The organism is Pandoraea sp. E26, from assembly GCF_000681415.1.
Taxonomy (GTDB): Bacteria; Pseudomonadota; Gammaproteobacteria; order Burkholderiales; family Burkholderiaceae; genus Pandoraea; species Pandoraea pnomenusa.
On sequence record NZ_AYXJ01000030.1, the window covers coordinates 185,141 to 210,609 of the forward strand.

The 25,469-nt window shown below is 65.8% G+C and carries 26 protein-coding genes; 9 read left to right on the top strand and 17 right to left on the bottom strand.

The genetic code is table 11. The annotated features are described in order from the left end of the window. Entirely contained in the window at positions 1 to 2,031 is a 2,031-nt protein-coding gene (gene mutL / locus W930_RS0119525) for a DNA mismatch repair endonuclease MutL (RefSeq protein WP_369798674.1), read from the bottom strand. A gap of 359 nt (positions 2,032 to 2,390) precedes the next feature. Here mutL and W930_RS0119535 point away from each other — a divergent pair, with 359 nt between their 5' ends. Next, positions 2,391 to 3,059 (top strand): VTT domain-containing protein, encoded by a 669-nt coding sequence (locus W930_RS0119535; protein ID WP_023594535.1) that lies wholly within the window; start codon positions 2,391 to 2,393, stop codon positions 3,057 to 3,059. 122 nt (positions 3,060 to 3,181) lie between these two features. Here the strand turns inward: W930_RS0119535 and W930_RS0119540 are convergent, their stop codons facing one another. Next, entirely contained in the window at positions 3,182 to 4,642 is a 1,461-nt protein-coding gene (locus tag W930_RS0119540) for an N-acetylmuramoyl-L-alanine amidase (RefSeq protein WP_115344393.1), read from the bottom strand. Further along, positions 4,624 to 5,157, bottom strand: a complete 534-nt coding sequence (tsaE, locus tag W930_RS0119545; protein ID WP_023872138.1) for a tRNA (adenosine(37)-N6)-threonylcarbamoyltransferase complex ATPase subunit type 1 TsaE — start codon at positions 5,155 to 5,157, stop codon at positions 4,624 to 4,626. Before tsaE ends, W930_RS0119540 begins: the two co-directional genes overlap by 19 nt. Positions 5,158 to 5,165: 8 nt before the next feature. Between tsaE and queG the strand changes: the two genes are divergently transcribed. Both queG and xerD read left to right on the top strand, forming a co-directional pair. After that, entirely contained in the window at positions 5,166 to 6,446 is a 1,281-nt protein-coding gene (gene queG / locus W930_RS0119550) for a tRNA epoxyqueuosine(34) reductase QueG (RefSeq protein WP_023872137.1), read from the top strand. Continuing rightward, positions 6,443 to 7,555, top strand: a complete 1,113-nt coding sequence (gene xerD / locus W930_RS28205; RefSeq protein WP_309475340.1) for a site-specific tyrosine recombinase XerD — start codon at positions 6,443 to 6,445, stop codon at positions 7,553 to 7,555. Before queG ends, xerD begins: the two co-directional genes overlap by 4 nt. A gap of 37 nt (positions 7,556 to 7,592) precedes the next feature. Here xerD and W930_RS0119560 read toward each other — a convergent pair whose 3' ends face one another. Continuing rightward, entirely contained in the window at positions 7,593 to 9,176 is a 1,584-nt protein-coding gene (locus W930_RS0119560; RefSeq protein WP_023872135.1) for a class I adenylate-forming enzyme family protein, read from the bottom strand. A 175-nt stretch (positions 9,177 to 9,351) separates the two neighbouring features. On the opposite strand from W930_RS0119560, the gene ybaK reads away from it, so the two are divergent. Then, positions 9,352 to 9,846: a Cys-tRNA(Pro) deacylase gene (gene ybaK, locus W930_RS0119565; RefSeq protein WP_023594541.1), complete on the top strand. Its 495-nt coding sequence runs from the start codon at positions 9,352 to 9,354 to the stop codon at positions 9,844 to 9,846. Positions 9,847 to 10,034: 188 nt separating this feature from the next. Beyond that, a complete protein-coding gene (gene plsY, locus W930_RS0119570; RefSeq protein ID WP_023594542.1) occupies positions 10,035 to 10,637 on the top strand; it encodes a glycerol-3-phosphate 1-O-acyltransferase PlsY in 603 nt (200 codons plus the stop codon). Between the two features lie 93 nt (positions 10,638 to 10,730). On the opposite strand, the gene W930_RS0119575 is transcribed toward plsY, so the two are convergent. Next, positions 10,731 to 11,216: a YajQ family cyclic di-GMP-binding protein gene (locus W930_RS0119575; protein WP_023594543.1), complete on the bottom strand. Its 486-nt coding sequence runs from the start codon at positions 11,214 to 11,216 to the stop codon at positions 10,731 to 10,733. Between the two features lie 186 nt (positions 11,217 to 11,402). On the opposite strand from W930_RS0119575, the gene murB reads away from it, so the two are divergent. Next, positions 11,403 to 12,419: a UDP-N-acetylmuramate dehydrogenase gene (murB, locus tag W930_RS0119580; protein ID WP_028731253.1), complete on the top strand. Its 1,017-nt coding sequence runs from the start codon at positions 11,403 to 11,405 to the stop codon at positions 12,417 to 12,419. On the opposite strand, the gene W930_RS0119585 is transcribed toward murB, so the two are convergent. The 3 genes from W930_RS0119585 to argF all read right to left on the bottom strand — a co-directional run bounded on the left by W930_RS0119585 (position 12,409) and on the right by argF (position 15,510). Beyond that, positions 12,409 to 13,719, bottom strand: coding sequence for a patatin-like phospholipase family protein (locus W930_RS0119585; RefSeq protein WP_024788593.1), 1,311 nt, complete (start codon positions 13,717 to 13,719; stop codon positions 12,409 to 12,411). The genes murB and W930_RS0119585 overlap by 11 nt on opposite strands. 87 nt (positions 13,720 to 13,806) lie before the next feature. Continuing rightward, positions 13,807 to 14,130, bottom strand: a complete 324-nt coding sequence (locus W930_RS0119590; RefSeq protein WP_023872132.1) for a pyrimidine/purine nucleoside phosphorylase — start codon at positions 14,128 to 14,130, stop codon at positions 13,807 to 13,809. A gap of 453 nt (positions 14,131 to 14,583) precedes the next feature. Continuing rightward, a complete protein-coding gene (gene argF / locus W930_RS0119595; protein ID WP_023872131.1) occupies positions 14,584 to 15,510 on the bottom strand; it encodes an ornithine carbamoyltransferase in 927 nt (308 codons plus the stop codon). Between the two features lie 352 nt (positions 15,511 to 15,862). Between argF and W930_RS0119600 the strand changes: the two genes are divergently transcribed. Beyond that, positions 15,863 to 16,177, top strand: a complete 315-nt coding sequence (locus W930_RS0119600; protein ID WP_023594548.1) for a DUF3579 domain-containing protein — start codon at positions 15,863 to 15,865, stop codon at positions 16,175 to 16,177. Between the two features lie 329 nt (positions 16,178 to 16,506). On the opposite strand, the gene rpsT is transcribed toward W930_RS0119600, so the two are convergent. Next, positions 16,507 to 16,779, bottom strand: a complete 273-nt coding sequence (gene rpsT / locus W930_RS0119605) for a 30S ribosomal protein S20 (RefSeq protein ID WP_023594549.1) — start codon at positions 16,777 to 16,779, stop codon at positions 16,507 to 16,509. A 179-nt stretch (positions 16,780 to 16,958) separates the two neighbouring features. Here rpsT and murJ point away from each other — a divergent pair, with 179 nt between their 5' ends. Together murJ and W930_RS0119615 are read left to right on the top strand one after the other, a co-directional pair. Beyond that, the gene (gene murJ, locus W930_RS0119610) at positions 16,959 to 18,509 is read left to right on the top strand and encodes a murein biosynthesis integral membrane protein MurJ (RefSeq protein ID WP_023872130.1); all 1,551 of its coding nucleotides are present in this window, start codon (positions 16,959 to 16,961) and stop codon (positions 18,507 to 18,509) included. 76 nt (positions 18,510 to 18,585) lie between these two features. After that, positions 18,586 to 19,452, top strand: a complete 867-nt coding sequence (locus W930_RS0119615) for a SirB1 family protein (RefSeq protein WP_023594551.1) — start codon at positions 18,586 to 18,588, stop codon at positions 19,450 to 19,452. A 165-nt stretch (positions 19,453 to 19,617) separates the two neighbouring features. On the opposite strand, the gene W930_RS0119620 is transcribed toward W930_RS0119615, so the two are convergent. The 8 genes from W930_RS0119620 to W930_RS0119655 all read right to left on the bottom strand — a co-directional run bounded on the left by W930_RS0119620 (position 19,618) and on the right by W930_RS0119655 (position 25,388). Further along, positions 19,618 to 20,112: a DUF962 domain-containing protein gene (locus tag W930_RS0119620; protein ID WP_023594552.1), complete on the bottom strand. Its 495-nt coding sequence runs from the start codon at positions 20,110 to 20,112 to the stop codon at positions 19,618 to 19,620. A gap of 169 nt (positions 20,113 to 20,281) precedes the next feature. Next, positions 20,282 to 21,040: a 3-hydroxyacyl-CoA dehydrogenase gene (locus tag W930_RS0119625; RefSeq protein ID WP_023872129.1), complete on the bottom strand. Its 759-nt coding sequence runs from the start codon at positions 21,038 to 21,040 to the stop codon at positions 20,282 to 20,284. 125 nt (positions 21,041 to 21,165) lie between these two features. Next, complete coding sequence (adk, locus tag W930_RS0119630) at positions 21,166 to 21,831, bottom strand: adenylate kinase (protein ID WP_023594554.1); 666 nt, start codon at positions 21,829 to 21,831, stop codon at positions 21,166 to 21,168. A gap of 447 nt (positions 21,832 to 22,278) precedes the next feature. Beyond that, positions 22,279 to 23,067, bottom strand: a complete 789-nt coding sequence (kdsB, locus tag W930_RS0119635) for a 3-deoxy-manno-octulosonate cytidylyltransferase (protein ID WP_023872128.1) — start codon at positions 23,065 to 23,067, stop codon at positions 22,279 to 22,281. Further along, a complete protein-coding gene (locus W930_RS0119640) occupies positions 23,064 to 23,270 on the bottom strand; it encodes a Trm112 family protein (protein WP_023594556.1) in 207 nt (68 codons plus the stop codon). Before W930_RS0119640 ends, kdsB begins: the two co-directional genes overlap by 4 nt. After that, entirely contained in the window at positions 23,251 to 24,228 is a 978-nt protein-coding gene (gene lpxK, locus W930_RS0119645; protein ID WP_051399287.1) for a tetraacyldisaccharide 4'-kinase, read from the bottom strand. Before lpxK ends, W930_RS0119640 begins: the two co-directional genes overlap by 20 nt. Before the next feature lie 86 nt (positions 24,229 to 24,314). Then, a complete protein-coding gene (locus W930_RS0119650; RefSeq protein WP_023594558.1) occupies positions 24,315 to 24,761 on the bottom strand; it encodes a biopolymer transporter ExbD in 447 nt (148 codons plus the stop codon). Positions 24,762 to 24,776: 15 nt separating this feature from the next. After that, positions 24,777 to 25,388 carry a MotA/TolQ/ExbB proton channel family protein gene (locus W930_RS0119655; protein WP_023594559.1) on the bottom strand — a complete coding sequence of 204 codons (612 nt, stop codon included), beginning with the start codon at positions 25,386 to 25,388 and terminating at the stop codon, positions 24,777 to 24,779. Positions 25,389 to 25,469: the final 81 nt, after the last annotated feature.

Below are 25,469 nucleotides of genomic sequence, written 5' to 3' on the forward strand. Positions count from 1 at the left end.
TCAACGTCCGCGCATGAACAATTTGTCGAGGTCGCCGAGCGTGAGCTGGTACCAGGTGGGGCGCCCGTGATTGCATTGGTCGGCGCGTTCGGTCGCTTCCATCTGGCGCAGCAGCGCGTTCATCTCTTCATGCGTGAGGCGGCGGTTGGCGCGCACGGCCGTATGGCACGCGAGCGTGCCCAGCAATTCGTGCTGACGCTCCGTGAGCACGCGCGAGCCGCCGTACTGGCGAAGGTCCGCAAGCACCGCGCGTGCGAGCGCCTGGGCGTCGGCGCCGTCGAGCAGCGCGGGAATGGCACGCACGGCAAGCGTCGTCGGCGAGATGGCCGCGAGGTCGAAGCCGAGCGCGGTGAGCGTTTCCTGATGCTCTTCGGCCGTGCCGATTTCCACCGGATCGGCGAAGAACGTTACCGGAATGAGCAGGGGCTGCACCGGTACGCTTTGCTCGAGCAGCGCCTGCTTGAAGCGCTCGTAAAGAATGCGCTCGTGCGCCGCGTGCATGTCGACGAGCACCAGCCCGTGGTCGTTCTGCGCCAGGATGTAGATGCCGTGCAGTTGTCCGAGTGCGAAGCCGAGCGGTTGGTCGGGCGCCGTGGCGCCCTGCGTGTCGCCGGGCCCGCTCGCATTGCCGTATGGCGCTGCCGGGGCGTCCGAGACATGCGTGACACCAGGTTGGCCCGGTTGGCCAGGCTGACCGTAAGGGCGCGGTGCGGGCGGCGCGGCACGTCCGAACAGGTTGTCATAGACGGAAAGCGGCTGCGCCACCGGCAGCGTGCCTTGCTGCACGCGCGAATTCCAACTGCTCCCCCCGGGCGTGCCGAAGCCGCCGCCCGGGCGTGCGCTACCGAAACCTCCCACGCCCGCGACGGCGCCGGGACCGGCGGCAAGGCCGCCGGTGTCCGTGAGGTGCGCGGCGTGCGTGGCACCGCCGCCACCGGCTGCGCGCGCGAGCGCACGCTGCACGGCATGAAAGACGAACTGGTGCACGCTGCGCGCATCGCGGAATCGCACTTCGATCTTCGATGGGTGGACGTTCACATCGACGAGCTGCGGCGGCAGTTCGAAATACAGCACGTAGGCGGGATAGCGGTCGCCGTGAAGCACGTCTTCGTAGGCAGCGCGCACGGCGTGGGTGAGCAGCTTGTCGCGCACGAAGCGGCCGTTGACGAAGAAGAACTGCTGGTCTGCCCGGCCTCGGCTGGCCGTGGGCAGGCCGACGAAACCGGACAGGCGAAGCTCGGCCGCCCCTTCGTCGAGCGCGAGATGGGCGCCGGCAAAGTCGCTGCCGAGCACGCGCGAGACGCGCGTGGCCGCGTCCGACACATTCCAGTGCTCCACCGCGCGGTTGTTGTGCAGAATCGAGAAGCCGACGTCCGGGCGCGCCAGGGCGCTGCGGCGGATCACGTCCATGCAATGCCCGAATTCGGTTTGCTCGGTCTTCAGGAATTTGCGGCGCGCGGGGGTGTTGAAATACAGGTCGCGCACGTCGACGGTGGTGCCTACGGGGCCCGCCGCCGGCGTCAGCGCGCCGGTGTTGCCGTCGATGGCGGTCGCGTGCGGCGCGTCGATCTGCCGGCTCGACAGCGTGAGTTGGGCAACTGACGCAATGGACGCAAGCGCCTCGCCCCGGAACCCGAGGGTGAGCACCGATTCGAGCTCGTCGAGCGTGCGGATCTTGCTGGTGGCGTGCCGGGTGAGCGCGAGCGGCAACTGCTCGGCGGACATGCCGCCGCCGTCGTCGGTGATGGCGATGCGGCGTACACCCCCTTCCTCGAGCTTGATCTGGAGGGCGCGAGCCCCCGCGTCCAGGGCGTTTTCGAGCAATTCCTTGACCACGGAGGCTGGGCGTTCGACCACCTCGCCGGCGGCGATCTGGCTGATCAACTGGTCGGGAAGCACGCGAATGGCGCGCGCCGGCGCGAGGGCCGCCGGCATGGGGCCGGGGCGGCGCTCGGGAGCGTCGGGTGTGGCGTCGACGGGCACGGCGGCCGGGTCTTGCGCTGCGGGGGCGGGGGTCGGGGTGGCAGACATGGGAACCATTATAAAGGTTGCCCTCAAAGACATTGGTCCCCGCCGTTTCAGCCTGCGATACCCTTCTTAATTCGCAACTAATTTCCGTGTGCGAAGGTGGTGGCGGAAGATCAGCCCCGGCTGAGTCACCCGAACCGCCTGGCCGCTCAACGCCGGAATTCGCGGGAAACCGTGGGAAGGTTGGGTGGGTCGGCGGGCGGACGCGCCGGCACGCGCCGCACGATGGCATGGAAACCGCATGACCCGACCGGCTCCGGCCGTCATGCAGACTTAACGACGCCCGACGGCCGCGCTGGTATGATGCGACTCGTCGTGCGCCCGCAGGGACGGGCCGGCGTCCTTTATCTTGAGGAATCGTCTTGGATACTTTGGTGCAATTGCTGGAGATGGTGCTCCATATCGATAAACATCTGGGCGTGTTTATCGATCAGTACGGAAACTGGGTGTATCTGTTCCTGTTCATGATCGTGTTCGTGGAGACGGGGCTGGTGCTGTTTCCGTTCCTTCCCGGCGATTCCCTGCTGTTCATCGGCGGCGCCTTCGCGGCCACCGGTGCCATGGATCCGTGGCTGCTCGGCGCGCTGCTATTCATCGCGGCCGTGACCGGTAACACGCTCAACTATTGGATCGGCTCGAAGATCGGGCCGCGCGTCTACGAGAAGAACTGGCGATTTCTCGATCGCGACGCGCTGCGCAAGACCCACGACTTCTACGAACACCATGGCGGCAAGACGATCGTGATGGCGCGATTCGTGCCCGTGGTGCGTACGTTCGCCCCGTTCGTGGCGGGCGTGTCGGCCATGTCGTGGGCACGCTTCCAGCTCTACAACGTGATCGGCGCGGCCATCTGGGTGACGCTGCTCGTGGGCGGCGGTCACCTGTTCGGCAATCTCCCGGTCGTCAAGCAATACCTGAACGTCATCGTGCTGGTGGGGATCTCGGCCGCCGTCGTGCCGATCGCGCTCGGCGCGCTGTGGAAGATGTTCACGCGCGGTCGCCGCCGCGAGCCGCAACGTCAGGGCGAGTAAGGCAAGGCGCACCTCGGTGCGGGCCGGTCGAATCCGGCCGGCAGCGCGCGCGGCATGACCCAAAAAAGATGGCGCATCCGGAAACCGGACGCGCCATTTTTCTTTGCCCTCGCCGCCTGGCGTCAGGCCGTGCGGTTCTTCGCGAGGGGCGGATTCTTCGCGAAGTAGGCCTTGATGCCCTTGAGCAGGGCGTTGGCGAGCCGTTCCTGGTAGGCGGGATCGTTCAGCGACTGCTCTTCCCTGGGGTTGCTGATGAAGGCCGTCTCGACCAGCACCGACGGGATATCCGGGGCCTTGAGCACGGCGAAGGCCGCCTGCTCGACATGCTTGCTGTGCAGGCGGTCCGCCACCGTGCCGATCTCGGCGAGCAGTGCCGTGCCGAACACCTTGCTGTCGCGGATCTGCGCGGTCGTCGACATGTCGAGCAGCGCGTGCGCCACCGCCCGGTCGTTGGTTTTGATGTTCACGCCACCAATCAGGTCGGAAGCGTTCTGCGTCTTCTCCAGCAACCGCGCCGTCGCGCTCGTGGCGCCGCGCTCGGACAGCGCGAACACCGAGGCGCCGTTGGCCGACGGCGACGTGAACGCGTCGGCGTGAATCGACATGAACAGATCGGCGTCCACGCGGCGCGCCTTCTGGACGCGCACGCCGAGCGGCACGAAGAAGTCGGCATCGCGGGTCATCATGGCGCGCATGTTGGGCTGGGCGTCGATCTTCTCCCGCAGCCGCTTGGCAATCTGCAACACCACAACCTTTTCGTACGTGCCACTGCTGCCGATCGCGCCCGGATCTTCCCCGCCATGACCGGGGTCGATGGCGATGGTGAGCAGGCGTGCCGTCTTCGGCCCGCGCGCGGGCGGCGTGGGCAGGCCGTCGTCGCTTTCGTTCCCGCGCTGGGCGAGCGGCGGCGTTCTGTCCGGCGCCGGCGTCGGACGTGACGCACGCGGGCCGGGCTCGCGCTGCGCATAACGCTGGAAGAACGCCTCGCTCTCTTCCGTGCTCGGCGTGCCCGACCCGGCACCCGGGGCGGCAGGCGGCGGGTTCTGCGCGAGCGCCTCGGCCTTGCGGCTGGACTTCGCGAGCAACTCCATGAGTGGATCGGGTTCAACGGCCGGATACAGGTCGAACACCGTGCGGTACTTGTAGCCGGCCACCGGCGGCAGCGTGAACGATTGCGGCTTCACGCCGGCCTTCAGGTCGAAGACCATGCGCACCACGCCGGGCTTGAACTGCCCCACGCGCACCTGCATGATCTGCGGATCGTTCGGCTGGATCTTGGAGACGAGATCGCGCAGCGTCGGACTCAGATCGACTTCGTCGAGATCGATCACAAAACGGTTCGGACTCTCCATCAACTGCTGCTGGAACTTGACCGGGTTGTCGGTCTCGAGCGTGACGCGCGTGTAGTCCTTGGCCGGCCAGACGCGCACCGCCACGATGGCGTTGGCGCGCGCGAGGCGGGGTCCCGCAAGGGCGAGGATCAGTGTGGATGCGCCCGCGCGCAGTGCTCGGCGTCGGCCGGCATTGGGCGATGAGGCGTCATCGGTTCGGGCAAAGCGTTTGATCAGCATGAGTTCAGGCAAGCAAGACCCGCCGGCGTGTAGGCGCTCGTCGTCAGACGGCGGCTGTTGCCCACGGGTTCCAGCCAAAGGCGCAAATCGGGGGTGCCGAGCAGGCCATCGGCTTTTTCCGGCCACTCGACCAGGCACAGCGCGTCGCCCGCGAAGTGCTCGCGAAAGCCCGTGTCATGCCATTCGGCCGGATCGGCAAAGCGGTACAGGTCGAAATGATAGACCGGCAACACGCCATTTGGTGTGTCGATGTTGTAGGGTTCACACAGCGCGTAGGTGGGGCTTTTGACGCGTCCCGTGTGCCCCAGCGCCCGCAGCAGCGCCCGCACGAGTGTGGTTTTACCCGCGCCGAGGTCGCCCGAGAGTTGCACGTGAAGGCCCGCATGCGCCGCGTCGGTGTGCGCCATGCGGGCCACGATCACGCGCGCGAGGGCCGCCGCGAACGCTTCGGTGGCGGTTTCGTCCGGCAACGCGAAAACGCGCTCGCCCAGCGGGGGCGGCGCCGAAGAATCGGACATGGCGGGCATTGCGTAAAATGGAGTCGATGAAAGCTTCCGTGATTTTCCCCGCTACCGCCGCACAAGTCGAGCCATCGACGCCTCCGAACGCTTCGGAAGTGTCGTCATCGCGCGACAATGCGACATCTCTCGCGCTCGATGCCGGGCGCCTGAGCGCGCTTGTCGCACAAATTCGCGAGTGGGGACGTGAGTTGGGGTTCGACAGGGTCGGCATCACGGACACCGATCTCTCGCACGCCGAACCGGGCCTGCAACAGTGGCTCGACGACGGGTGTCACGGCGATATGGACTACATGGCCACGCACGGCATGAAGCGCGCGCGCCCCGCCGAACTGGTGCCTGGCACCGTGCGCGTGATTTCCGTGCGTATGAATTACCTGCCCAGCGACACCGATACCGCGACCTGGCGCGAGCGCGAGGCCGCGCGCGCCGCCGTGCCGGGCGAAGCCGTGGTGTCGCTCTACGCCCGGGGGCGCGATTATCACAAGGTCGTGCGCAATCGCCTGCAGCAGCTGGCCGACCGGATCAGCGCGGCGATCGGGCCGTTTGGCTACCGGGCGTTTACCGATTCCGCCCCCGTCCTCGAAGTCGAACTCGCGCAGAAGGCTGGCCTTGGCTGGCGCGGCAAGCATACGCTGCTGCTCTCGCGCGACGCCGGTTCGCTCTTCTTCCTCGGCGAAATCCTGGTCGATCTGCCGCTGCCGGTGGATGTCGACGCGGCGATCGCACCCCGCGATGCGCATGGCTCGCGCGGCGACGCAGGGGTGAGAGCGTTGCAGCGCGGCGAACACTGCGGGCAGTGTCGGCGATGCCGCGACGTATGTCCCACCGGCGCCATCACCGAGGACTTCCGTGTCGATGCGCGGCTGTGCGTGTCGTATCTGACGATCGAACACAAGGGCGCGATTCCCGAGCCGTTGCGCGCCAAGCTGGGCAACAGGATTTACGGTTGCGACGACTGCCAGCTCTATTGCCCGTGGAACAAGTTCGCGCAACCGGCCTCGGTTCCCGATTTCGCCGTGCGCAACGGTCTGGATCGCGCCTCGCTGGTCGAGCTGTTCGCATGGAGCGAAACCGAATTCACGCAGAAGCTGGCCGGTAGTCCGATCCGGCGCATCGGACATGAGCGGTGGCTGCGCAATCTGGCGGTCGGGCTAGGCAACGCCTTGCGCGAGACGGCCGACGCCGGCGCTCGTACGTCATTGCGCGACGCCTTGCTCGCGCGACGCGATCATTCCAGCGCCCTGGTGCGCGAGCACATCGAATGGGCACTGGCTCAGGAAGGAGTCACCGATTGACCCAGCGCACACTTCCGCCAATGCATGTCAACGACGACGCTGACGACGACGTGGACGCCGATTTCGGCGCGGGGCCAGACGCCTTCGACGAGGCCGGGGAACCCTTCGAGCAGGCAGCGTCCGGCGCCGAGGAGGCCGACCGTCGTGATGGGCACGATAGGCACGATGGGCACGACCGCGAGGCCGCCGCGCTCGCCTTCGATGCCGACGGCGCGACCTACCGTCGCAGCGCCGCGCTCATCGATCAGTTCTGCGACACGCTCTGGCTCGAAGACGGTCTCTCGCGCAACACCCTCGACGCCTATCGGCGCGACTTGCGTCTTTTCGCGCAGTGGCTGGCCGCGACGCGCGACACGTCGCTCGACGGCGTGAACGAAGCGGCGCTCAGCGCCTACCTCGCGTGGCGGCGCGACAGTCTGGCGAGCAGCGTGAACCGGCGTCTGTCAGTCTTCAAGCGGTTCTATCAATGGGCCTTGCGCGAGCACATCTCACAGCAGGACCCGTGTCTGCGCATCGCTTCGGCCAAGCGCGCGCAGCGGCTGCCCTCGACATTGTCGGAAGCGCAGGTCGAAGCGTTGCTCGCCGCTCCCGATCTCACCCAGCCGCTTGGCCTGCGGGACCGGGCCATGCTCGAATTGATGTACGCGAGCGGGTTGCGCGTGTCGGAACTGGTCTCGCTCAAGACCATCGAAGTGGGCCTGAACGAGGGGGTGCTGCGCATTTTCGGCAAAGGTGCGAAGGAGCGGCTCGTGCCGTTCGGCGAGGAGGCGAATGGATGGCTCACGCGTTATCTGGCCGAGAGCCGGGGCGTGCTGCTTGCCGGGCGCGCGTGCGACACGCTGTTCGTTACCCAGCGTGGCGAGGGCATGACGCGGCAGGCGTTCTGGTATCTGATCAAGCGCTATGCCTCGCAGGCGGACATTCGCGCGCCGCTTTCGCCGCACACGTTGCGCCACGCGTTCGCCACACACCTGATCAATCACGGCGCCGACCTGCGCGTGGTGCAGTTGCTGCTCGGTCACGCCGACATCTCCACCACGCAGATCTATACGCACGTCGCGCGCGAGCGCCTCAAGTCGCTGCACGCGCAGCATCACCCGCGAGGCTGATCCGGCGCGCGCACGCCGAGGTGGCGCGCGGGGCCCGTCAGAGCAATGCCTTGAGCCTGTGCTTGAGCACCTTGCCGGTCGATGCGGCGGGCAGGGCGTCGAGCACCCGAATCTGCGCCGGGCGCTTGTATGGCGCGAGGCGCTGCGCCGCCCACGCCGCCAGGCCCGGTTCATCGATGACATGACCCGGGCGCGCCTCCACGAACGCAATCACCTGTTCGTTACCTTCGTGTTCGCGACCGAGCACGGCGGCCTGAAGGACGTCCGGATGGCTCGCGAGCGCTTGTTCGACCTCGATCGGGTAGACATTGAAACCGGAGTGAATGATCAGTTCGCGGGCGCGTCCGGCGAGGAAAAGCGCGCCGTCGGCGGCGCGGCGCCCCAGGTCGCCGGTGCGTAGCCAACCGTCGGCGCTCACCGCGGCGGCCGTCAGCTCGGGCGCGCGATAGTAGCCCAGCATGACGTTCGGGCCGCGCACCCACAGTTCGCCGACCTCGCCGTCGGGCACGTCGCGGCCGTCGCGATCGACGATTCGCACCGCCACGCCCGGAATGACCGGCCCGACGGCACAATCGTCGCGCGGCGCATCGAGCAGCGTCTGCGACACGGTGGGGCTGCTCTCGGTGAGCCCGTAGCCGTTATGGATCGGCAGGCCGTAGAACGCTTCGACGCGGGCCTTGAGCGCGGCGTCGAGCGGGGAGCCGCCCGAGTAGACGAAACGAAGCCGCGGCGCGACCAGCGGTACCCCCTGCGTTGCCACGTGCGCCATCAGTCGCGCGTGCATGGCAGGCACGCCTTGCAGTATGGTCAGGCCGTCGTGGGCGAGCGAGTCGAGCACGGCCTCCGGGCTGAAGCGCGCGGCCAGTCGGAGCGTGCCGCCCGCGTAGAGCGTGCCGAGGCACACCGACGTGAGGCCGTAGACGTGAGAAATCGGCAGCACGCCGTATGCGACATCGTCGGCGCTCACGCGCCGCAATGTGCTGGACACGGCCGCGATGAACATCAGGTTGCGGTGCGACAGGCGCACGCCCTTCGGCGTGCCTGTCGTGCCCGTCGTATAGATGAGCGCCGCGCATTGCGCAGCCGGATCGGCCGAGACGGGCTCGGCGGCACTCTCGGCATCGATGTCGGACATCGCGACGGCGCCCAGCGCGAGCTCGGTCCATGCGACCTTCGCGGCGTCGGCACGCGCGTGGGCCGCCGCGTCGGGCGAGGCGTCGATGGCGTAAATGGCGCAGCGCGGGCGTGCATGCGCACGGATCACGCTCAGCTCGACCGACGACAGGCGGGCGTTGCACAGCAGGGGCCATGCGTCGAGCGACGCCGCGGCGAGAAGCAGCACCACATACGCGATGCCGTTCTCGCCAACGATCATGACGCGATCGCCGCCACGCACGCCATGCGCGCGCAGTCGGTCCGCACTCGCGGCCACGGCGTTCGCGAGTTCGCCGTAGGTCATCCGGCCGAAGTCGTCGATCAGCGCGACGCGTGCGGGCGCGTGCGCGGCAATGCGCGCGGGCAGGGCGTCGATGCGGGCGGGAAGCGTCGCGAGCAACGCGGCAACTGACGTGTCCGAGTCCGGCATGGCGGGGGCGTCTGAGGTGTCGGTAGGGGCTGACATGGGCGCATTGTAATGCGCCCGGCGCCATCGGGCAGAGAAGACAGGGGCAGGGACGTCGGGCAATACTCGGAGCGCCGACGAGCATCGGCAGTGCGGCACGCGCTCGGCGGCACCCGGTGGCCGCGGCCCCACGATGTCACCGCACGCACGACGGGTTTCATTACAATAGGCGCCCATGAGCAAGACCAAACATGTCTCGGAAACGCCGGCCACGCAGTTTCTGAAGCAAAAGCAAGTGGCCTTTACCGAGCACGTCTACGAGTATGTCGAGCACGGCGGGACCGGCGAGTCGGCGCGACAGCTCGGCGTGGACGAGCACGCCGTCGTCAAGACGCTCGTCATGGAAGACGACAAGGCCAAGCCGCTGATCGTGCTGATGCATGGCGACCGCACGGTCTCCACGAAGAACCTCGCCCGTCAGATCGGCGCGAAGCGCGTGGAGCCATGCAAGCCGGAAGTCGCACAGCGTCATTCGGGCTACATGGTGGGCGGCACGTCGCCATTCGGCACCAAGCGGGCGATGGTGGTGTACGTCGAGGCGTCGGTGCTCGACTTGCCGAAGATCTACATCAACGGCGGACGTCGCGGCTATCTCATCGGTATTGCGCCGCCGGTGCTGCTCAATACGCTGGGTGCGAAGCCGGTCAACTGCGCCTTGAGCGACGATTGAACGCCTCCGGCCACGGCGATTCGACGCGTCGCGCGCCTCGGCTCGCCAAGCGCGCCCCAACATCGGCGGCAACGAGCGTCGCCCCGGCACTTTGCGCGCTGGCGCAACCCCGTGTTTGCCAGAATGGGGCGTCGGGGCCGCTCAAGTAGAATGGCGCCCATCACAAATTCTCCTCACTCACGAAGTTCATGGCCACACTGGTTTTTATCGTCCTTGCGTATCTGATGGGTTCGGTTCCCTTTGCGGTGATCGTCAGCCGCACCATGGGCCTCGCGGACCCGCGCAGCTACGGCTCGGGCAATCCGGGGGCCACGAACGTGCTGCGCTCCGGCAACAAGAAAGCGGCCGTACTCACGCTGATCGGCGACGCCCTCAAGGGCTGGCTGGCCGTCTATCTCGCCCAGCACTTCGCCGACGCGTGGGGTGTGGGGGATTTCGGCCTCGCGGCGGTCGCGCTCGCGGTGTTCGTCGGTCACCTGTACCCGGTCTTCCTGCGTTTCGCCGGGGGCAAGGGCGTGGCGACGGCCGCCGGCGTGCTGATCGCCATCGATCCGATCCTTGGCCTCGCCGTGGTCGCCACCTGGCTCATCATCGCGATCTTTTTCCGCTATTCGTCGCTCGCCGCGCTGGTCGCCGCCGTGTTCGCGCCGCTCTACTACGTATTCATGTTTGGATTCGGGCCGTATGCGCCAGCGGTCATCGTCATGGCGATCCTGCTGATCTATCGTCACCGCGCAAACATCGGCAAGCTGATCGCCGGCAAGGAAAGTCGCATCGGGCAAAAGAAGTGAGCCGGTCCGGCCGGTCGACGCCCAACAAAAAACCCGCAGTGAAGCTGCGGGTTTTTTGTGTCTGCTGGCCCCCGGGACGGGCGACCGTAACGATCAGTCGCGGAAGTTGTTGAAGTCCAGCGGCGTGTCGGTCACGTCCTTGCGCAGCAGCGCGATGGCGCTTTGCAAGTCATCGCGCTTGGCGCCCGAGATGCGCACGCTGTCGCCCTGGATGCTCGCCTGCACCTTCATCTTGCTGTCCTTGATCAGGCGCACGATCTTCTTGGCCAGATCGCCTTCCACGCCCTTTTTCACCTTGACGACCTGCTTGACCTTGTCGCCGCTGACCTTCTCGACCTTGCCGTAGTCGAGGAAGCGCACGTCGACGTTGCGCTTGGCCATCTTGCTCACGAGCACCTGCGTGACCTGATCGAGCTTGAAGTTGTCGTCGGCGAACAGCGTGAGTTCCTGATCCTTGTGCTCGACGCGCGAGTCCGATCCCTTGAAGTCGAACCGCGTCGAGATCTCCTTGTTGGCCTGATCGACGGCGTTCTTGACCTCCACCATGTTGGCTTCGCTAACCACGTCAAACGATGGCATCTGGCTCTCCTGAATTGAAAAGGGTTCGTGGAGCGGCACGACGGGCATGCCGCGGGCATTCGGCGGTGGCGCGGGACGCGCCGCGCGGCCGGTATAATGATGCGCAAAATTCTTTCGCCCGACATTGTAATTCAGCCGTCGGTCCCGCGTCCGTCCCGGCGGCGCCCACTGGCTCTCCCATATTCCATGCTCCAGTTGCAACGCGACGTCAGCCTGCGCGATTTCAATACCTTCGGTTTGCCCGCGACCGCGCGCTACGTCGTGACGATCGACAGCGAAGCGGCACTGCTCGAGGCGTTGGCCATGCCCGAGCTGGCAGGCGTGCCGCGCCTGGTGCTCGGCGGCGGCAGCAACGTGGTGCTTACGCGCGATTTCGACGGCGTGGTCTTTCGCATGGCCATCCGCGGTCGCGAACGGCTTGCCGACGACGCCCACGCCCGGTACGTGCGCGGCGGCGCCGGCGAGATCTGGCATGAGTTCGTCGACTGGACGCTCTCGCAGGACTGTGCCGGCCTCGAGAACCTCGCCCTGATTCCCGGGACGTTGGGCGCTGCCCCGATCCAGAATATCGGCGCATATGGACTCGAACTCGCCGAGCGTCTTGCCCACGTGCGCGCGTTGGACACCTCCACGGGGGCATTCGTCACGCTCTCGCGCGATGCGTGCGCGTTCGGTTATCGGGATTCCTGTTTCAAGCATGAGCCGGGCCGCTACATCATCGTTGCTGTCACGCTGCGCCTGCCTCGGCCCTGGCAGCCGGTGACCGGCTACGCGGACGTGGCACGTACGCTGGCCGAGGCCGGCATCGAACGGCCCTCGGCGCGACAGATCTTCGACGCCGTCGTGGACATTCGTCGGCGCAAGCTACCCGACCCCGCCGAACTGGGCAACGCCGGCAGTTTCTTCAAGAACCCGGTGGTCGATGCCGCCACGTTCGCCGCGTTGCGCGAACGCTCACCGCAAGCGGTCGGCTACGCGCAGCCCGACGGCTCATGGAAGGTGGCCGCCGGCTGGCTGATCGACCAATGCGGCTGGCGCGGCAAGTCGCTCGGTCACGCAGGCGTGCACGAGCGTCAGGCGCTGGTGCTCGTCAATCGCGGCGGCGCGAGCGGCGCCGACATCGTCGCGCTCGCTCGCGCGGTGCAGGCGAGCGTGCAGGAACGCTTCGGCATTCGCCTCGATCCGGAACCGCTCATGCTTTGATGGCTGTGGCGTCGGGCAGGCGCTGGAGGTAGTCGCGCCGCAGGTCCACGCTCGAGCGCACACCCACGTCGGCATAGTGTGCGTCGAGCCAGCGCGCGGCCGCCTCGCGGCCGCGGTCGCGCAGCGTGGTCAGGAAATGCCAGTCGGTCACGAATTTCGTCGACGACGACAGGTCGTAAAGCGCCTTGTCCGCCCGGATCGAATGGATCAGCGGGTACTTCAGACGCTTGCGAAACTCGGGTTTGAGCCACCCCTCGTCGAGCAGCTTGTGCACGAACGAGATGGCGCGGAATTCGCGCTGCAGCGACGCGTTGAACGTGATCTCGTTCACGCGATTCATGATCTGTCCCGGCAGCACGGGCTTCTCCTTTCGCTCGATCGGATTGATATGCACGATCAGGATGTCGCTCGTCACCGTCTCGTAGTAGAAGGGGTAGAGCGCAGGATTGCCCAGGTAGCCGCCGTCCCAGTAGTAGTCTTCGTCGATCTTCACCGGCTTGAACAGCCACGGCAGGCAGGCCGACGCCATCGCCACGTCGAGCGTGATTTCGTGCGTGCGGAAGATGCGGATATTGCCGGTGCGGATGTTGGTCGCGGACACGAACAGATGCGTGGCGGTGCTCTCGCGCAACCGCTCGAAGTCGACCTGGGCCTCGAGTACCGTGCGCAGCGGATTGATTTCCGTGGTCGGTTGCGAGAACGGCAACATCCACTGTTGCATGCTCTGCATCCAGTCGTGCCACACCGGGTACTCCGTGGGGCGGCCGTTGAGCCAGCTGAAGACGGTTTGCGCCCATGCGGTGGCCGACGACCCGGCCTGCGACACGCCCAGCCAGAAGCTGTGCAGCGCTTCACGCGCCTTTTCGCGCGGGTCCACGCCCGGGCGATCGAGTAGCCCGTGCGCCAGCACCACGGCATTCATGGTGCCGGCCGACGCGCCGCTGATGCCCTCGAACTCGAGACGTCCGTCCTCGAGCAATTTGTCCAGCACGCCCCACGCATAGGCGCCGTGCGCGCCGCCGCCCTGAAGCCCGAGGTCGATTCCCTTGCGTTTGGCGTTGCCGCGACGCGAGCGGGCCGCCTTCGGGTTTTTGACGCGTGTTCTGGTGCGGGATGGGGCGCCGTCCGGTGGGAGCAGCGGCACGTCGCTTGGCTCGAGATCGGAGCCCGGGTCGCTGGCGCGCAGCGAGATGTCGTCCCGCTCGTCGGCGGGCGCCGAAGCGGTGGGATCACTGGCGGTGGCGTTGCCGTCGGGATCGTCGGCAAGGGCCTCGGCAGGTCGGGGGGGCAGACGCGACATAGTGAGTAGCGGCGCCGGGCCGCGCTGAACCGGCCGAGAGGGCGATGGCGCCGGTTGCCCCGCGCCGTCGCGATGCTGGCCAGTCGGTTAGCCGTAGTGGCAAACGTAATCGAGCGTCTCAACGACCTCGATGTCGAACTTGCTGTTGCCCGGCACGGAAAACTGCTGGCCCGCGGCATATTCCTGCCATTCGGTCTCGCCTGCGAGGCGGATGCGGCAGCGTCCACCCGTGAGCTCCATGATTTCGGGCGCATCGGTGCCGAACTGGAGCGTGGCCGGGAAAATCACGCCCAGCGTCTTGCGCGTGCCGTCCGGGAACAACACGGTGTGCGAAACGCACTTGCCGTCGAAATAGGTATTGGCGCGCTTGATTACGGAAACGTTGTCGAACTGCGTTGCGTTTTGCGTCATGACCGAATGCGGTGTCGAATGCGAGGGAAACTCGCATGAGGTGGTGAAGATGCCCATCCCGGGAGGGACAGACGTGAATTCATGCTAGCACGTTTCGCGCGTCCACCCGGGAGCATTTTGTGCATTGCACAACGGATTTGCCTCGCATTGGTGCATATTCCGAAATGTTCTGACGAAGGGAGTTGGCGATGCAGTGCGGCGATGAAACGCGCGCGTCTTTGTTGGACGGGGCGCGTCACGGATGATAGCGGAACGCTGATCGCGGTGGGGCAGGTGTGTCACCCGAACAAGGCGGGAACGGAGCGAGAAGGGCGCGGGAAGGAAGCGGGAATGAAGCGGGAATGAAGCGGAACCAGGGCGGCCGTGCGACCGATTGGTGAGGCGAGGAAAACGCGAGGCGGCGGGAGGGGCGGCCCGGGCGGGCAGTACCGGCCCGGGCGTGGCGCAACCGCGTCAGACGCGGCCCAGCATCAGATACTCCATGAGTGCCTTCTGGACATGCAGGCGGTTCTCGGCCTCGTCCCACACAACGCTCTGCGCGCCGTCGATCACGTCCGCCGAGACTTCCTCGCCACGATGGGCAGGCAGGCAGTGCATGAACAGGGCATCGGGCTTGGCCTGCTGCATCAGATCCGTATTGACGCACCATTGCGCGAAGGCCGCCTTGCGGGCTTCGTTTTCCGCTTCGAAGCCCATGCTGGTCCACACATCGGTCGACACCAGGTCGGCGCCCTTGCAGGCTTCTCGCGGGTCGTCGAACTCACGCACGAACGGGCGGCTCGACTCGGCAACCATTGCCTGATCGAGACGGTAGCCCGGCGGCGTGGAAATGTTGAACTGGAACCCGAAGATCTCGGCCGCCTGGATCCACGTGTACGACATGTTGTTCGCGTCGCCGATCCAGGTGACCGTCTTGCCCTTGATGGGGCCGCGATGCTCGTAATACGTGAAGATATCGGCCAGCACCTGACACGGGTGGTATTCGTTGGTCAGCCCGTTGATCACCGGCACGCGCGAGTGCTGCGCGAAGCGTTCGATGATCTCCTGGCCGAACGTGCGGATCATGATGATGTCGGTCATGCGCGAGATGACCTGGGCGGCGTCTTCGATGGGCTCGCCGCGACCGAGCTGCGTGTCGCGCGTGTTCAGGAATACGGCATGCCCACCCAGTTGGTGAATGCCGGCTTCGAACGACAGGCGCGTGCGGGTCGAGCTCTTCTCGAAGATCATCGCCAGCGTGCGGTCGTGCAGCGGGTGGTACGTCTCGTAGTTCTTGAATTTCTTCTTGAGGATGCGGGTGCGCTCAAGCACGTAGTCATACTCGTCGAGCGTCAGATCCGAAAACTGAAGGTAATGCTTGATGGGTTTGGCGGTGGTCATTTGGATGTTCTGCTGGAGGCCGCTCTCGCGGGAGTTCGCCGGGAACTCGCTCGCTTGCGGCACGACGAACAAGCCTTGAGGCCTGTCCCCCGATCAGGCGCGTGAAGGTGTTCTGCCGGTTGCTGGACTCGGGGGAACAGACCCTAGTCTACCAAATCGTTCTGCCGTCACACGAAAAGCGTATCATCGTCCCCGCTGCGGCACAGCCAAAAACGGCTGGCAAGACCGAAAAAAACGTCCGCAGCTGAGGTGGGGAGACGGGTTTGAGTCTTATATAAGATATAATACTGTCTCTGTCAGCAACGCTACCCGCGTACGGCTGGCCAGGTGTTTTTTGAGGTGATTGAGCGATATGACCGACCAGGTTTCCGCGCGCGAGTATTTCATCCAGGGCATTACCCGGGATGGCAAGAAGTTCCGGCCGAGCGACTGGGCGGAACGTCTGTGCGGTGTCTTGTCGTTCTGCGGCCGACGCAATGCCGGCCCGAACGCATACATGCAGTACTCCCCCTACGTGCGTCCGATTATGGTGGGTGACGTCAAGTGCGTCGTCGTTGACGAGCGACTGCGCGATATCGAGCCGATGGCTTTCGATTTCGCAATGAATTTCGCGCGTGACAACGATTTGCAACTGACCGAAGCCTGCATCGTCCCCGACGTCAAGTAATTCCCCCTGACCGTTTCCCGTCAGACGTGAGTGCCGGGCCTTTGGCCCTGACTCACCGTCGCCACCCGCCACCTCTGGCCGCCCTCCGGCCGATGTCCTGTCGTCGTCGTTCGCCGCTCGCGGCGCATCCGACCATTCGTTCGCCTCGTCCCTCTCGTTCGTACCGTGCGGTTGATTTGCTGTCACCGGCTGGCGCGATGGAGGGAGGGGCCGATCGCCGCGCTGATACGACGTTTGGCGCCGGAAAAGAAAAAAGCCCGCGCGAAGCGGGCTTTTTAGTGTCCCGACCGTAGTCGGAACCGGCAAGCAACAGGTCGTGTCTCGCTGGCTTACGCAGCAGCCGACATCGCCTTGATGGCGGCCGACAGGCGGCTCTTCTGGCGAGCGGCGGTGTTCTTGTGAACGATGTTCTTGTCGGCAATGATGTCGATCGTCTTGGCCGAAGTGCGCAGCACTTCCTTGGCGGCAGCCTGATCGCCAGCGGCGATGGCCTTGCGGACAGCCTTGACTGCCGTGCGCAGACGCGAACGCAGCGCCGAGTTGTGGGCGTTGATCTTAACGGTTTGACGCGCGCGCTTGCGTGCTTGTGCGGTATTTGCCATGTTCGGTGAATTCCTTGAATTGCTCCGCCTGATGCGGCTTCTATGCAGTTTGGCTCGGCTCCCTGGGAGACACGGTGGCCAGGAAGCAATCCATTGACTTCGAAACCGACGATTATAGCCGAAGGCCAACGGAAATTGCAACTTCTTTGCTGCGAGGCTGTGCGTATAATACGCGCAACATGAATTTGCTCAAAGCTCTCGCTACGGTCAGCGGTTTCACGATGCTCTCGCGCATCACCGGTCTGGTCCGTGAAATCCTGATCGCACGCATGTTCGGCGCGGGTCCCATGACCGACGCCTACAACGTGGCGTTCCGCATCCCCAATCTGCTGCGCCGCCTGTCCGCGGAAGGGGCATTTTCGCAGGCATTCGTTCCAATTCTGGCCGAATTCAAGACGCAACGCAGCGAACAGGAGACGAAAACCCTCGTCGACTCGGTCACGACGGTCCTTTTCTGGGTACTGCTGGCCATCACCGTGGCCGGCGTGCTTGGCGCGTCGGCGGTGGTCTACGCGGTGGCGACGGGCCTGTCGCGCGAAAACGGCACGTTCGACGCCGCGGTGTTCATGACGCGAGTGATGTTCCCTTACATCACGCTCATTTCCATTACGACGCTGGCCGCCGGGGTGCTCAATACGTGGCGGCAGTTTTCGATGCCGGCATTCGCGCCGGTGCTGCTCAACGTCAGCTCCATCGTGGCCGCGCTGTGGGTGGCGCCGCACCTGGAGACGCCGGTTTACGCGCTGGCCTATGCCGTGATCGTGGGCGGGGTGCTGCAACTGCTGATCCAGCTCCCGGCGCTCGCACGCATCGGCATGATTCCGCGCATCACCCTCAATATTGCCGCCGCGCTGCGCAACGTTGGGGTCAAGCGCGTGCTGGCGAAGATGGTGCCGGCCACGCTGGCCGTGTCGGTCGCTCAGGTGAGCCTCATCATCAACACGAACATTGCCTCGCGGCTCGCGCAGGGCAGCGTTTCGTGGCTCGCGTATGCCGATCGCCTGATGGAATTCCCGACGGCGTTGCTGGGTGTGGCGCTGGGCACGATCCTGCTGCCGAGCTTGTCGCGCGCCCACGCCGACGGCGATGCCGCGGAATATTCCGCCCTGCTGGACTGGGGACTTCGGCTGACGTTCCTGCTCGCGATGCCCAGTGCGGTGGGGCTGTTCGTCTACGCGGAGCCGCTGACCGCCACGCTGTATCAATACGGACGGTTCGACGCCACCGACGTCGTGATGACCGCGCACGCGCTCACGGCCTACGGCGTCGGACTGGTCGGCCTGATTCTCATCAAGATTCTCGCGCCGGGCTTCTATGCCAAGCAGGACATCAAGACGCCGGTGAAGATCGCCGTGGTGGTACTCGTCGCCACCCAATTGTCGAACGTATTGTTCGTGCGCTGGTTCGCGCACGCCGGTCTGTCGTTGTCGATCGGGGTGGGCGCCTGCATGAACGCCGCGCTGCTGTTCGCGGGGCTCTACAAACGCGGCATTTACCGTCCGGCGCCGGGCTGGCGCCTGTTCTTCGTGCAACTGCTTGCCGCCTGCCTGATTCTGGCCGGCACGCTGCTGTGGTTCACGCAAAGCTTCGACTGGGTTGCGCTCGGCGCGCGCCCGCTCTCGCGCATCGCGCTGCTCGGCGCGAGCCTGGTGCTATGCGCCGTGGTGTATTTCGGGGCATTATTCCTCATGGGCTTCAACTTCTCGTTCTTCCGCCGCCGCACGCGTTGATCGCGTCCCGCCAGGACCCGACGGGCGATGGCCGGACGCTTGACGGCTGCGGCACGGCAGCATTCACGGATACCGCATGGCGAATCGAATTCTCGAGTATTTTGCTGCGCTGGTCGCGTCCGACGACGGCCTCCCGCTCACCGAGGCGGCCATTGCCATCGCGCAGGACGTCTATCCCGACCTCGACGTGCAGGGCACGCTTACCCAGATCGACGCGCTCGCCGCACGCCTGTCACGGCGGTTGCCGCCCGACGCCGGGCCGCTGCAAAAGCTCCAGTTGCTGGACCATTTTTTCTTTCGCGAACTCGGGTTCGCCGTCAACCAGAACGACTACTACGACCCGGACAACAGCCATCTGCACATCGTGCTGGACCGCCGGCGCGGCATTCCGATTTCGCTGGCGGTGCTGTGCATGGAGATCGGGCATCAGATTGGCCTGCCGCTGCGCGGCCTGTCGTTCCCCGGACATTTTCTGTTGCGCCTGGCGGTGCCGGCCGGCGACGTGGTCATCGACCCGCTCTCCGGCAATTCGCTCTCGCCGCAGCGTTTGCTCGAAATGGTCGAGCCGTATCTGAAGCACTACCGGGACGAAAGTGCCGAGCCGATTCAGGAGTTAGCGTTATGGGCATTGCTCCACCCGTTTCTGGAGCCCGCCACGCCGCGTGAAATCCTCGCCAGGATGCTGCGCAATCTGCGGGCTATCTATACGCAGAACGAGCGTTGGGAGCGTTTGCTGGCGGTGCAGGAGCGCATGGTGCTCGTGCTGCCTGACCATCCCGTCGAAAAACGCGACCGGGGGTTGGCGTACGCCCGGCTCGGGCTGGTACGTCCGGCGCAGGACGATCTCGAGTACTACCTGAGTATGCGTCCGGAGGCGGAGGACGGCGACGCCATCCGGCAAGTGCTCGACGATCTGAGTCGACGTCCCGGCGGTCATGGCTGACGACGATGACCGACGACTGGCGCACGCCGGTTTCGTCCTGCACCGCGAAAAAAACGCCAGTCGGCATCGACTGGCGTTTTGCTTTTCGCGAGCCTCCCGCCTCCGCAGCGTTGCGCGGCGAGCGGGGGCCGGGAGCCGGGAGCCGGGCAGTGCCGGTGACGGGCGTCAGGCGGACTGCGCGGCCAGCTCCTGCACGCGTCGCTGCAGTCCGGGCTTGTAGCCGAAATGGAAGAACACTTCGGCCATCAGGAACATGGGCGCGATAAAGATCTGGAAGAAGTTGTCGAGCAGCGCCGGTTTGCGTCCTTCGAAATGATGGCCGATCAGCTGAATGATCCAGCCGCCCACGAACAGGACCCCGAACACCGCGAGCGCCCACGTCCATGGCAGGCGTGCGAGATGTTGCGTCACGGCCAGCAATACGGCGAAGAACGCTGTCATCGCCAGTGCGAGGGGAACGTCGAGAATGAAGTAGTACGACAGCAGCACCAGCATGACCACGTGCGCCAGATTCAGTCCGCTCGGGCCGAGCGGCACCCATGACAGCGCCTGCATCACGGCAAGGATGATCATGGGAACGCCGAAGAAATGCGTGAGACGGTTCTTGGGACTGCGGTGATAGCGCTGGTAGAACGACATCTGTTGCGCCAGTGATTTCATGCCAGCCTCCTGCCTCGGGGGGACGGGAAGAACACGAGGGCGCCGGTGTTTCGTCCGGCGTCGGGACCGAGCGCGGTGGCGATCGGCATTCCATTGTAGTCACAGTCCGGGTGACGGCGTGTTGCGGTGCGTCAAGGTGCGCCGGGGATCGCGCGCCTCGCGCGGGTGCTTACTTCGGTTGCATCCGGATCGCGCCGTCCAGACGGATGACTTCGCCGTTGAGCATGGGGTTGCGCACGATCTGCTCCACGAGCATGGCGTACTCCGACGGTTTCCCGAGTCGGGGCGGAAACGGCACCATCTGGCCAAGCGACGCCTGCACCTCGGCGGGCATGGCGAGCATCATGGGCGTCTCGAAGATGCCGGGGGCGATGGTCATCACGCGGATGCCGCTGCGCGACAGGTCACGTGCGACGGGCAGCGTCAGGCTCGCGACCCCGCCCTTGGACGCAGCATACGCGGCCTGACCCATCTGGCCGTCGAAGGCAGCGACCGAAGCGGTATTGACGATCACGCCGCGCTCGCCTTCGCCGTTGGGCTCGCCCTGGCTCATGGCCGTGGCGGCGAGGCGAATCATGTTGAAGGTGCCGATCAGGTTGATCTGGATGACGCGCGAGAAGGCGTCGAGCGGGTGTGGGCCGTCGCGGCCCACGGTCTTGCTCCCGATTGCGATGCCCGCGCAATTGACGAGACCTCGCAACGTGCCGAGCGCTTGCGCCGTGGCGACGGCGGCCTTGCCGTCATCCTCGCGGGTCACATCGCATTTGACGAACTTGCCGCCGAGCTTTTCCGCGAGCGCCTCGCCTTCGGCGACGTTCACGTCGGCAAGCACGACTTTCGCCCCAAGTCCGGCGAGCCATCGCGCTGCCGCCGCGCCGAGCCCCGAGGCGCCACCGGTGATCAGAAACACATTGCCCTGAATTTCCATGCGTCATCCTCCTTTGGCAAAAAAGGCGGCCAAGTCTGCACTGGCCGCCTTTTTCATGGCGTTGCGGTTGCCTGCGCGGCGTCGACAGGGCCGGGCCATGTCGTCGACCACAGGCGTTGGCGCGCTTACTTCAGCGCGTCGAACACGCGTGCACGGATCTCGTCCACACTGCCCTGGCCGGAGATCTTGCGATATTGCGGCGCCTCGACGATTGCGCCCTGGCTGCCGTGCTTGGCCCAATCGGAATAATAGGCGACGAGCGGCTTGGTCTGCGATTCGTACACGGCCAGACGCTTCTTCACGGTCTCTTCCTTGTCGTCGTCGCGCTGCACGAGCGGCTCGCCCGTCACGTCGTCCTTGCCTTCCACCTTCGGCGGGTTGAACTTGACGTGATACGTGCGACCCGAGGCCGGGTGCGTGCGACGGCCGCTCATGCGGGTAATGATCTCGTCGAACGGCACGTCGATTTCGAGCACGTAGTCGATGGCCACACCCGCTTCCTTCATGGCTTCGGCTTGCGCGATCGTGCGCGGGAAGCCGTCGAACAGGTAACCGTTCTTGCAGTCGTCGGCCGTCAGGCGCTCACGCACCATGCCGATGATCACGGCGTCCGGCACGAGATCGCCGGCGTCCATGAAGCGCTTGGCCTCGAGACCGAGTTGGGTGCCTTCCTTGATCGCGGCGCGCAACATGTCGCCGGTCGAGATTTGCGGGATGCCGAATTTTTCTTTGATGAACGTGGCTTGGGTGCCCTTGCCGGCCCCGGGTGCCCCCAACAAAATCAGACGCATCGATGACTCCTGAAAGTTTGTGATTTGTGAATGCTGTGCGTGCGGCAGGCAGACATTTTCCGGCGATCGGCAGCGGGTTGCGGGTCCGTTGACCGGCCAACCTCACCTCGCGCCGGCGCCGCGCTCGGCAAGGCGCGACGCGCGCACGACCGGGGTCTGCTCGCGAGAATCAGAGCGATTATGCCACGACGTACCCGCCCGGCGGCGTTTTGCCGATGGATGCGCGGCGCGCCGGTATGAATTCCGGTACGGACCTCGCAGTGCGCAGGACCGGTGAACCGCGGCGCGCGCAGGCATGGGGATTCGCGTCGCCGGCCATTTCAGCGCCCGGCCGCCGCCAAGTTGCGTGTCTATCGCAGGCCTATCGCACGCCCATCACCCGCCCATCACCCGCCCATCGCGCCGCGTTGGCGACTGTCGCAGGCGCCTTGCGTCAGACGCCTTGCATCAGCCTTTCAGCAGCGCGCGAACCCGCTCGAGGTCCTCGGCGGTATCGACGCCCGGCAGCGGTGCGTCCTCGGTGACGAGTACCGCAATGCGCTCGCCATGCCATAGCGCGCGCAGTTGTTCGAGCGATTCGGCGGTCTCGATCGGTGCCTGAGGCAGGCCCGGATAGCTGCGCAGGAATTTCGCCCGGTAGGCATACAGTCCGATGTGACGCAAGATCGGGGTGCTGGCTGCGGGCAACGTTGCCGTGTGTGCGAGCCCGGCCGACCATGCGTCGCGCGACCAGGGAATGGGGGCGCGGGAAAAATAGAGCGCGCGGCCGTGTGCATCGAGCACGACCTTGACGACATTCGGGGAAAAGATCTCGGCGTTCTCGGTGATCGGATGTGCCGCGGTCGAGAGCGCACATTCGGGATGGGCCGCCAGGTGGGCCGCTACCGCATGCACGAGGCGCGGATCGATGAGCGGTTCGTCGCCCTGCACGTTGACGACAATGGTGTCGTCGGACCAGCCATGTTGCACGGCGACTTCTGCCAGGCGGTCGGTGCCCGTGGGGTGATCGGCGCGCGTCAAGGCAACGCTGAAGCCATGGGCCGAGACGGCGTCGGCAACGCTTTGCGCGTCGGTTGCCACGACGACCTGGCGCGCGCCTGACTCGCGCGCCCGTTCGGCCACGCGTACGACCATCGGCTTGCCGCCGATATCGGCAAGCGGCTTGTTCGGCAGGCGCGTCGACGCGAGCCGGGCCGGCACCACGGCGACGAAGTCGACGGCAGCGGCGGCGCTCACGATGCGGACAGGTCGTCGCTCGGCGGCACGGGCGTGCCTTCGACGGACTGACGTGCTTCGTCGGCCAGCATGACGGGAATGCCGTCACGAATCGGATAAGCGAGCTTGTCGGCGTGGCAAATCAGCTCCTGGGCTTTCTTGTCGTACTCCAGGGGACCCTTGCACAACGGGCAGACGAGAATCTCAAACAGTCGGTTGTCCACGCAATTTCTCCACTACCAGTGATACGAGACGCGCATCGAGCGCTGCCTCGGCAGGCACGGCCCACACACGCGGGTCGGACCAGGTGACGCATTTTACTGCATCCTTTTCGGTGATCAGGATGGTATCGGCCGCCAGGCCATCGAACGGATTCGTGGCGAAGTCGTAATGATCGGGCAGGGCGAGCGTCTCGATCTGCAGGCCCGCGCTGCGCAACGCCGCGAAGAATCGCTCCGGGGCGCCGATACCGGCGGCCGCCAGCACTCGCTTGCCGCGGAAGTGCGAAAGCGGCCGGGTGAGCGACGACTGGCTCACGCACCACGCGTCGCCCAGCGACAGCGTCAGGCGCCAGGTGTTGGGCCAGGCCGGCAATGTCCTGCCGTACGGGTCGTTGATCAGATTGGCGTCGCGCGTTCGTGAGAGCGGTTCGCGCAGCGGACCCGCCGGCAGCAGGAACCCGTTGCCGCCGAGGCGATGGTCGAACACCGCGATTTCGACGTCGCGGGCCAATGCATAGTGTTGAAGCCCGTCGTCGCAAAGAATGACATCGCACTCGGGGTGCGCGGCGAGCAGCGCGCGTCCTCCTTCGACGCGCGCCGGCCAGACCCACACCGGAGCGCCCGTGCGCCTGGCGATGAGCAGCGGTTCGTCGCCGACCGCTTCGGGGCGCGCCGACGGGCTCACTTCGGTCGGGTGTGAAAGCCGTGCCCCATAGCCGCGCGACAGCACGCCCGGCGTGTACCCGTGTGCGCGCAATGCGCTCACCAGTGCAATGACGGTCGGCGTCTTGCCGGTGCCACCCACCGTGAGATTGCCGATCACGACGACAGGCACGGGCAGGCGCGTCGACGTCTTCCAGCCGCGGCGAAAACTCAGACGTCGCCATGCGGCGATCGCTCCGAAGATGCATGACAGCGGCCACAGCAGCCACGCGACGGCGCCGCGCCGCTGCCATTGCATGTCGACCCAGTGCACCAGCGCGCCCGACAGGCGCGGCACCAGCGCACGGGCGCGCGCACCTTGCGCGGCGCGGTGCGCAGGCGAAGTCATCGGGACGGGCGCGCCGTTGTGGCGCGCGCAGCGAAGGTCAGTCGCGATAGCCCGGCTTCGCGTGCGGCCTCCATTACGTTGATGACCGACTGATGGCTGCTTTTCGCATCGGCGTTGATGATGATGACAGGCGCTTGTGCAGCGTCGCTCGCCGGCCCGGCGGCCTGGCGCAGCGCCGCTGTCAGGCTGGCCACGTCACGCTGTGCGAGCGCGTGCCGGTCGATGGCGTAGCTGCCGTCCGCACCGACCGACACCACGATCTGGCGCGGCGGCACCACAGCCTTCTCCGCGTCGGCCGTCGGCAGATTGACCTTGAGCGCGGTGTAACGCGTATAGGTCGTCGTGACCATCAGAAAGATCAGGATGACCAGCAGCACGTCGATGAGCGGGATCAGATTGATCTCGGGCTCGTCGCGTGTGGAGAGGCCTCGACGGAAATTCATCGCGCAACTCTCGGGTCAGTGCCGCGGCAGCGTGGCATCGAGAAAATGGACCGCCTGCGTCTCGAGTTCCACCAGGAAGGCGTCGACGCGTGTGCGGTAATAGCGGTAGAAGATCATCGCGGGAATCGCGATCATCAGGCCGAACCCCGTGTTGTAAAGCGCGACCGAGATGCCGTGCGCGAGCTGCGCCGGGTCGGTCCCCGTGGCGTCTTGCGAGCCGAAGATTTCGATCATGCCGACGACCGTGCCGAACAGTCCCATCAGCGGGGCGATCGACGCAATGGTGCCGAGCGCCGGCAGAAACCGCTCGAGTTCATGCGCGACGGCGCGCCCGGTCTCCTCGAGGGCTTCCTTCGCGGCGTCGCGCGGCCCCTGTGGATTGTGGGCGACGTAGCGCACGCCCGTGGCGAGCACGCGCCCGAGCAGGGACCCACGCGCCAGCGCCTCGGTGGCCTCCTGCTTGGCGCCACGGCGGGCGAGCGTGATCGCGTTCTCGAGAATGCCCGCGGGCAGCACGCGTGCGCGGCGCAGCGACAGGGCGCGCTCCACGATCAGTGCGAGAGCGATGACGGAGGCGATGAGAAGTGGCCAGATGGGCCAGCCGGCGGCCTGGATGACGGCAAACAAAGACGACCTCTTGCTTGTTGCGGGGGATGGGCAAACGAGTCCGCACTGTAGCGTGCAGGGTGGGGATGGGCAAGCACCGTT

Excerpts from the sequence above, each read along its gene's own strand:
- lpxK (WP_051399287.1), bottom strand. The coding sequence starts at position 24,228 with ATGCAATGGCAGCGGCGCGGCGCCGTCGCGTGGCTGCTGTGGCCGCTG.
- W930_RS0119560 (WP_023872135.1), bottom strand. The coding sequence starts at position 9,176 with ATGTCAGCCCCTACCGACACCTCAGACGCCCCCGCCATGCCGGACTCG.
- W930_RS0119590 (WP_023872132.1), bottom strand. The coding sequence starts at position 14,130 with ATGACGCAAAACGCAACGCAGTTCGACAACGTTTCCGTAATCAAGCGC.
- rpsT (WP_023594549.1), bottom strand. The coding sequence starts at position 16,779 with ATGGCAAATACCGCACAAGCACGCAAGCGCGCGCGTCAAACCGTTAAG.
- W930_RS0119575 (WP_023594543.1), bottom strand. The coding sequence starts at position 11,216 with ATGCCATCGTTTGACGTGGTTAGCGAAGCCAACATGGTGGAGGTCAAG.
- murJ (WP_023872130.1), top strand. The coding sequence starts at position 16,959 with ATGAATTTGCTCAAAGCTCTCGCTACGGTCAGCGGTTTCACGATGCTC.
- W930_RS0119585 (WP_024788593.1), bottom strand. The coding sequence starts at position 13,719 with ATGTCGCGTCTGCCCCCCCGACCTGCCGAGGCCCTTGCCGACGATCCC.
- W930_RS0119625 (WP_023872129.1), bottom strand. The coding sequence starts at position 21,040 with ATGGAAATTCAGGGCAATGTGTTTCTGATCACCGGTGGCGCCTCGGGG.
- queG (WP_023872137.1), top strand. The coding sequence starts at position 5,166 with ATGGAGTCGATGAAAGCTTCCGTGATTTTCCCCGCTACCGCCGCACAA.
- W930_RS0119650 (WP_023594558.1), bottom strand. The coding sequence starts at position 24,761 with ATGAATTTCCGTCGAGGCCTCTCCACACGCGACGAGCCCGAGATCAAT.
- argF (WP_023872131.1), bottom strand. The coding sequence starts at position 15,510 with ATGACCACCGCCAAACCCATCAAGCATTACCTTCAGTTTTCGGATCTG.
- mutL (WP_369798674.1), bottom strand. The coding sequence starts at position 2,031 with ATGTCTGCCACCCCGACCCCCGCCCCCGCAGCGCAAGACCCGGCCGCC.
- W930_RS0119600 (WP_023594548.1), top strand. The coding sequence starts at position 15,863 with ATGACCGACCAGGTTTCCGCGCGCGAGTATTTCATCCAGGGCATTACC.
- adk (WP_023594554.1), bottom strand. The coding sequence starts at position 21,831 with ATGCGTCTGATTTTGTTGGGGGCACCCGGGGCCGGCAAGGGCACCCAA.
- murB (WP_028731253.1), top strand. The coding sequence starts at position 11,403 with ATGCTCCAGTTGCAACGCGACGTCAGCCTGCGCGATTTCAATACCTTC.
- ybaK (WP_023594541.1), top strand. The coding sequence starts at position 9,352 with ATGAGCAAGACCAAACATGTCTCGGAAACGCCGGCCACGCAGTTTCTG.
- W930_RS0119615 (WP_023594551.1), top strand. The coding sequence starts at position 18,586 with ATGGCGAATCGAATTCTCGAGTATTTTGCTGCGCTGGTCGCGTCCGAC.
- plsY (WP_023594542.1), top strand. The coding sequence starts at position 10,035 with ATGGCCACACTGGTTTTTATCGTCCTTGCGTATCTGATGGGTTCGGTT.
- tsaE (WP_023872138.1), bottom strand. The coding sequence starts at position 5,157 with ATGCCCGCCATGTCCGATTCTTCGGCGCCGCCCCCGCTGGGCGAGCGC.
- W930_RS0119620 (WP_023594552.1), bottom strand. The coding sequence starts at position 20,112 with ATGAAATCACTGGCGCAACAGATGTCGTTCTACCAGCGCTATCACCGC.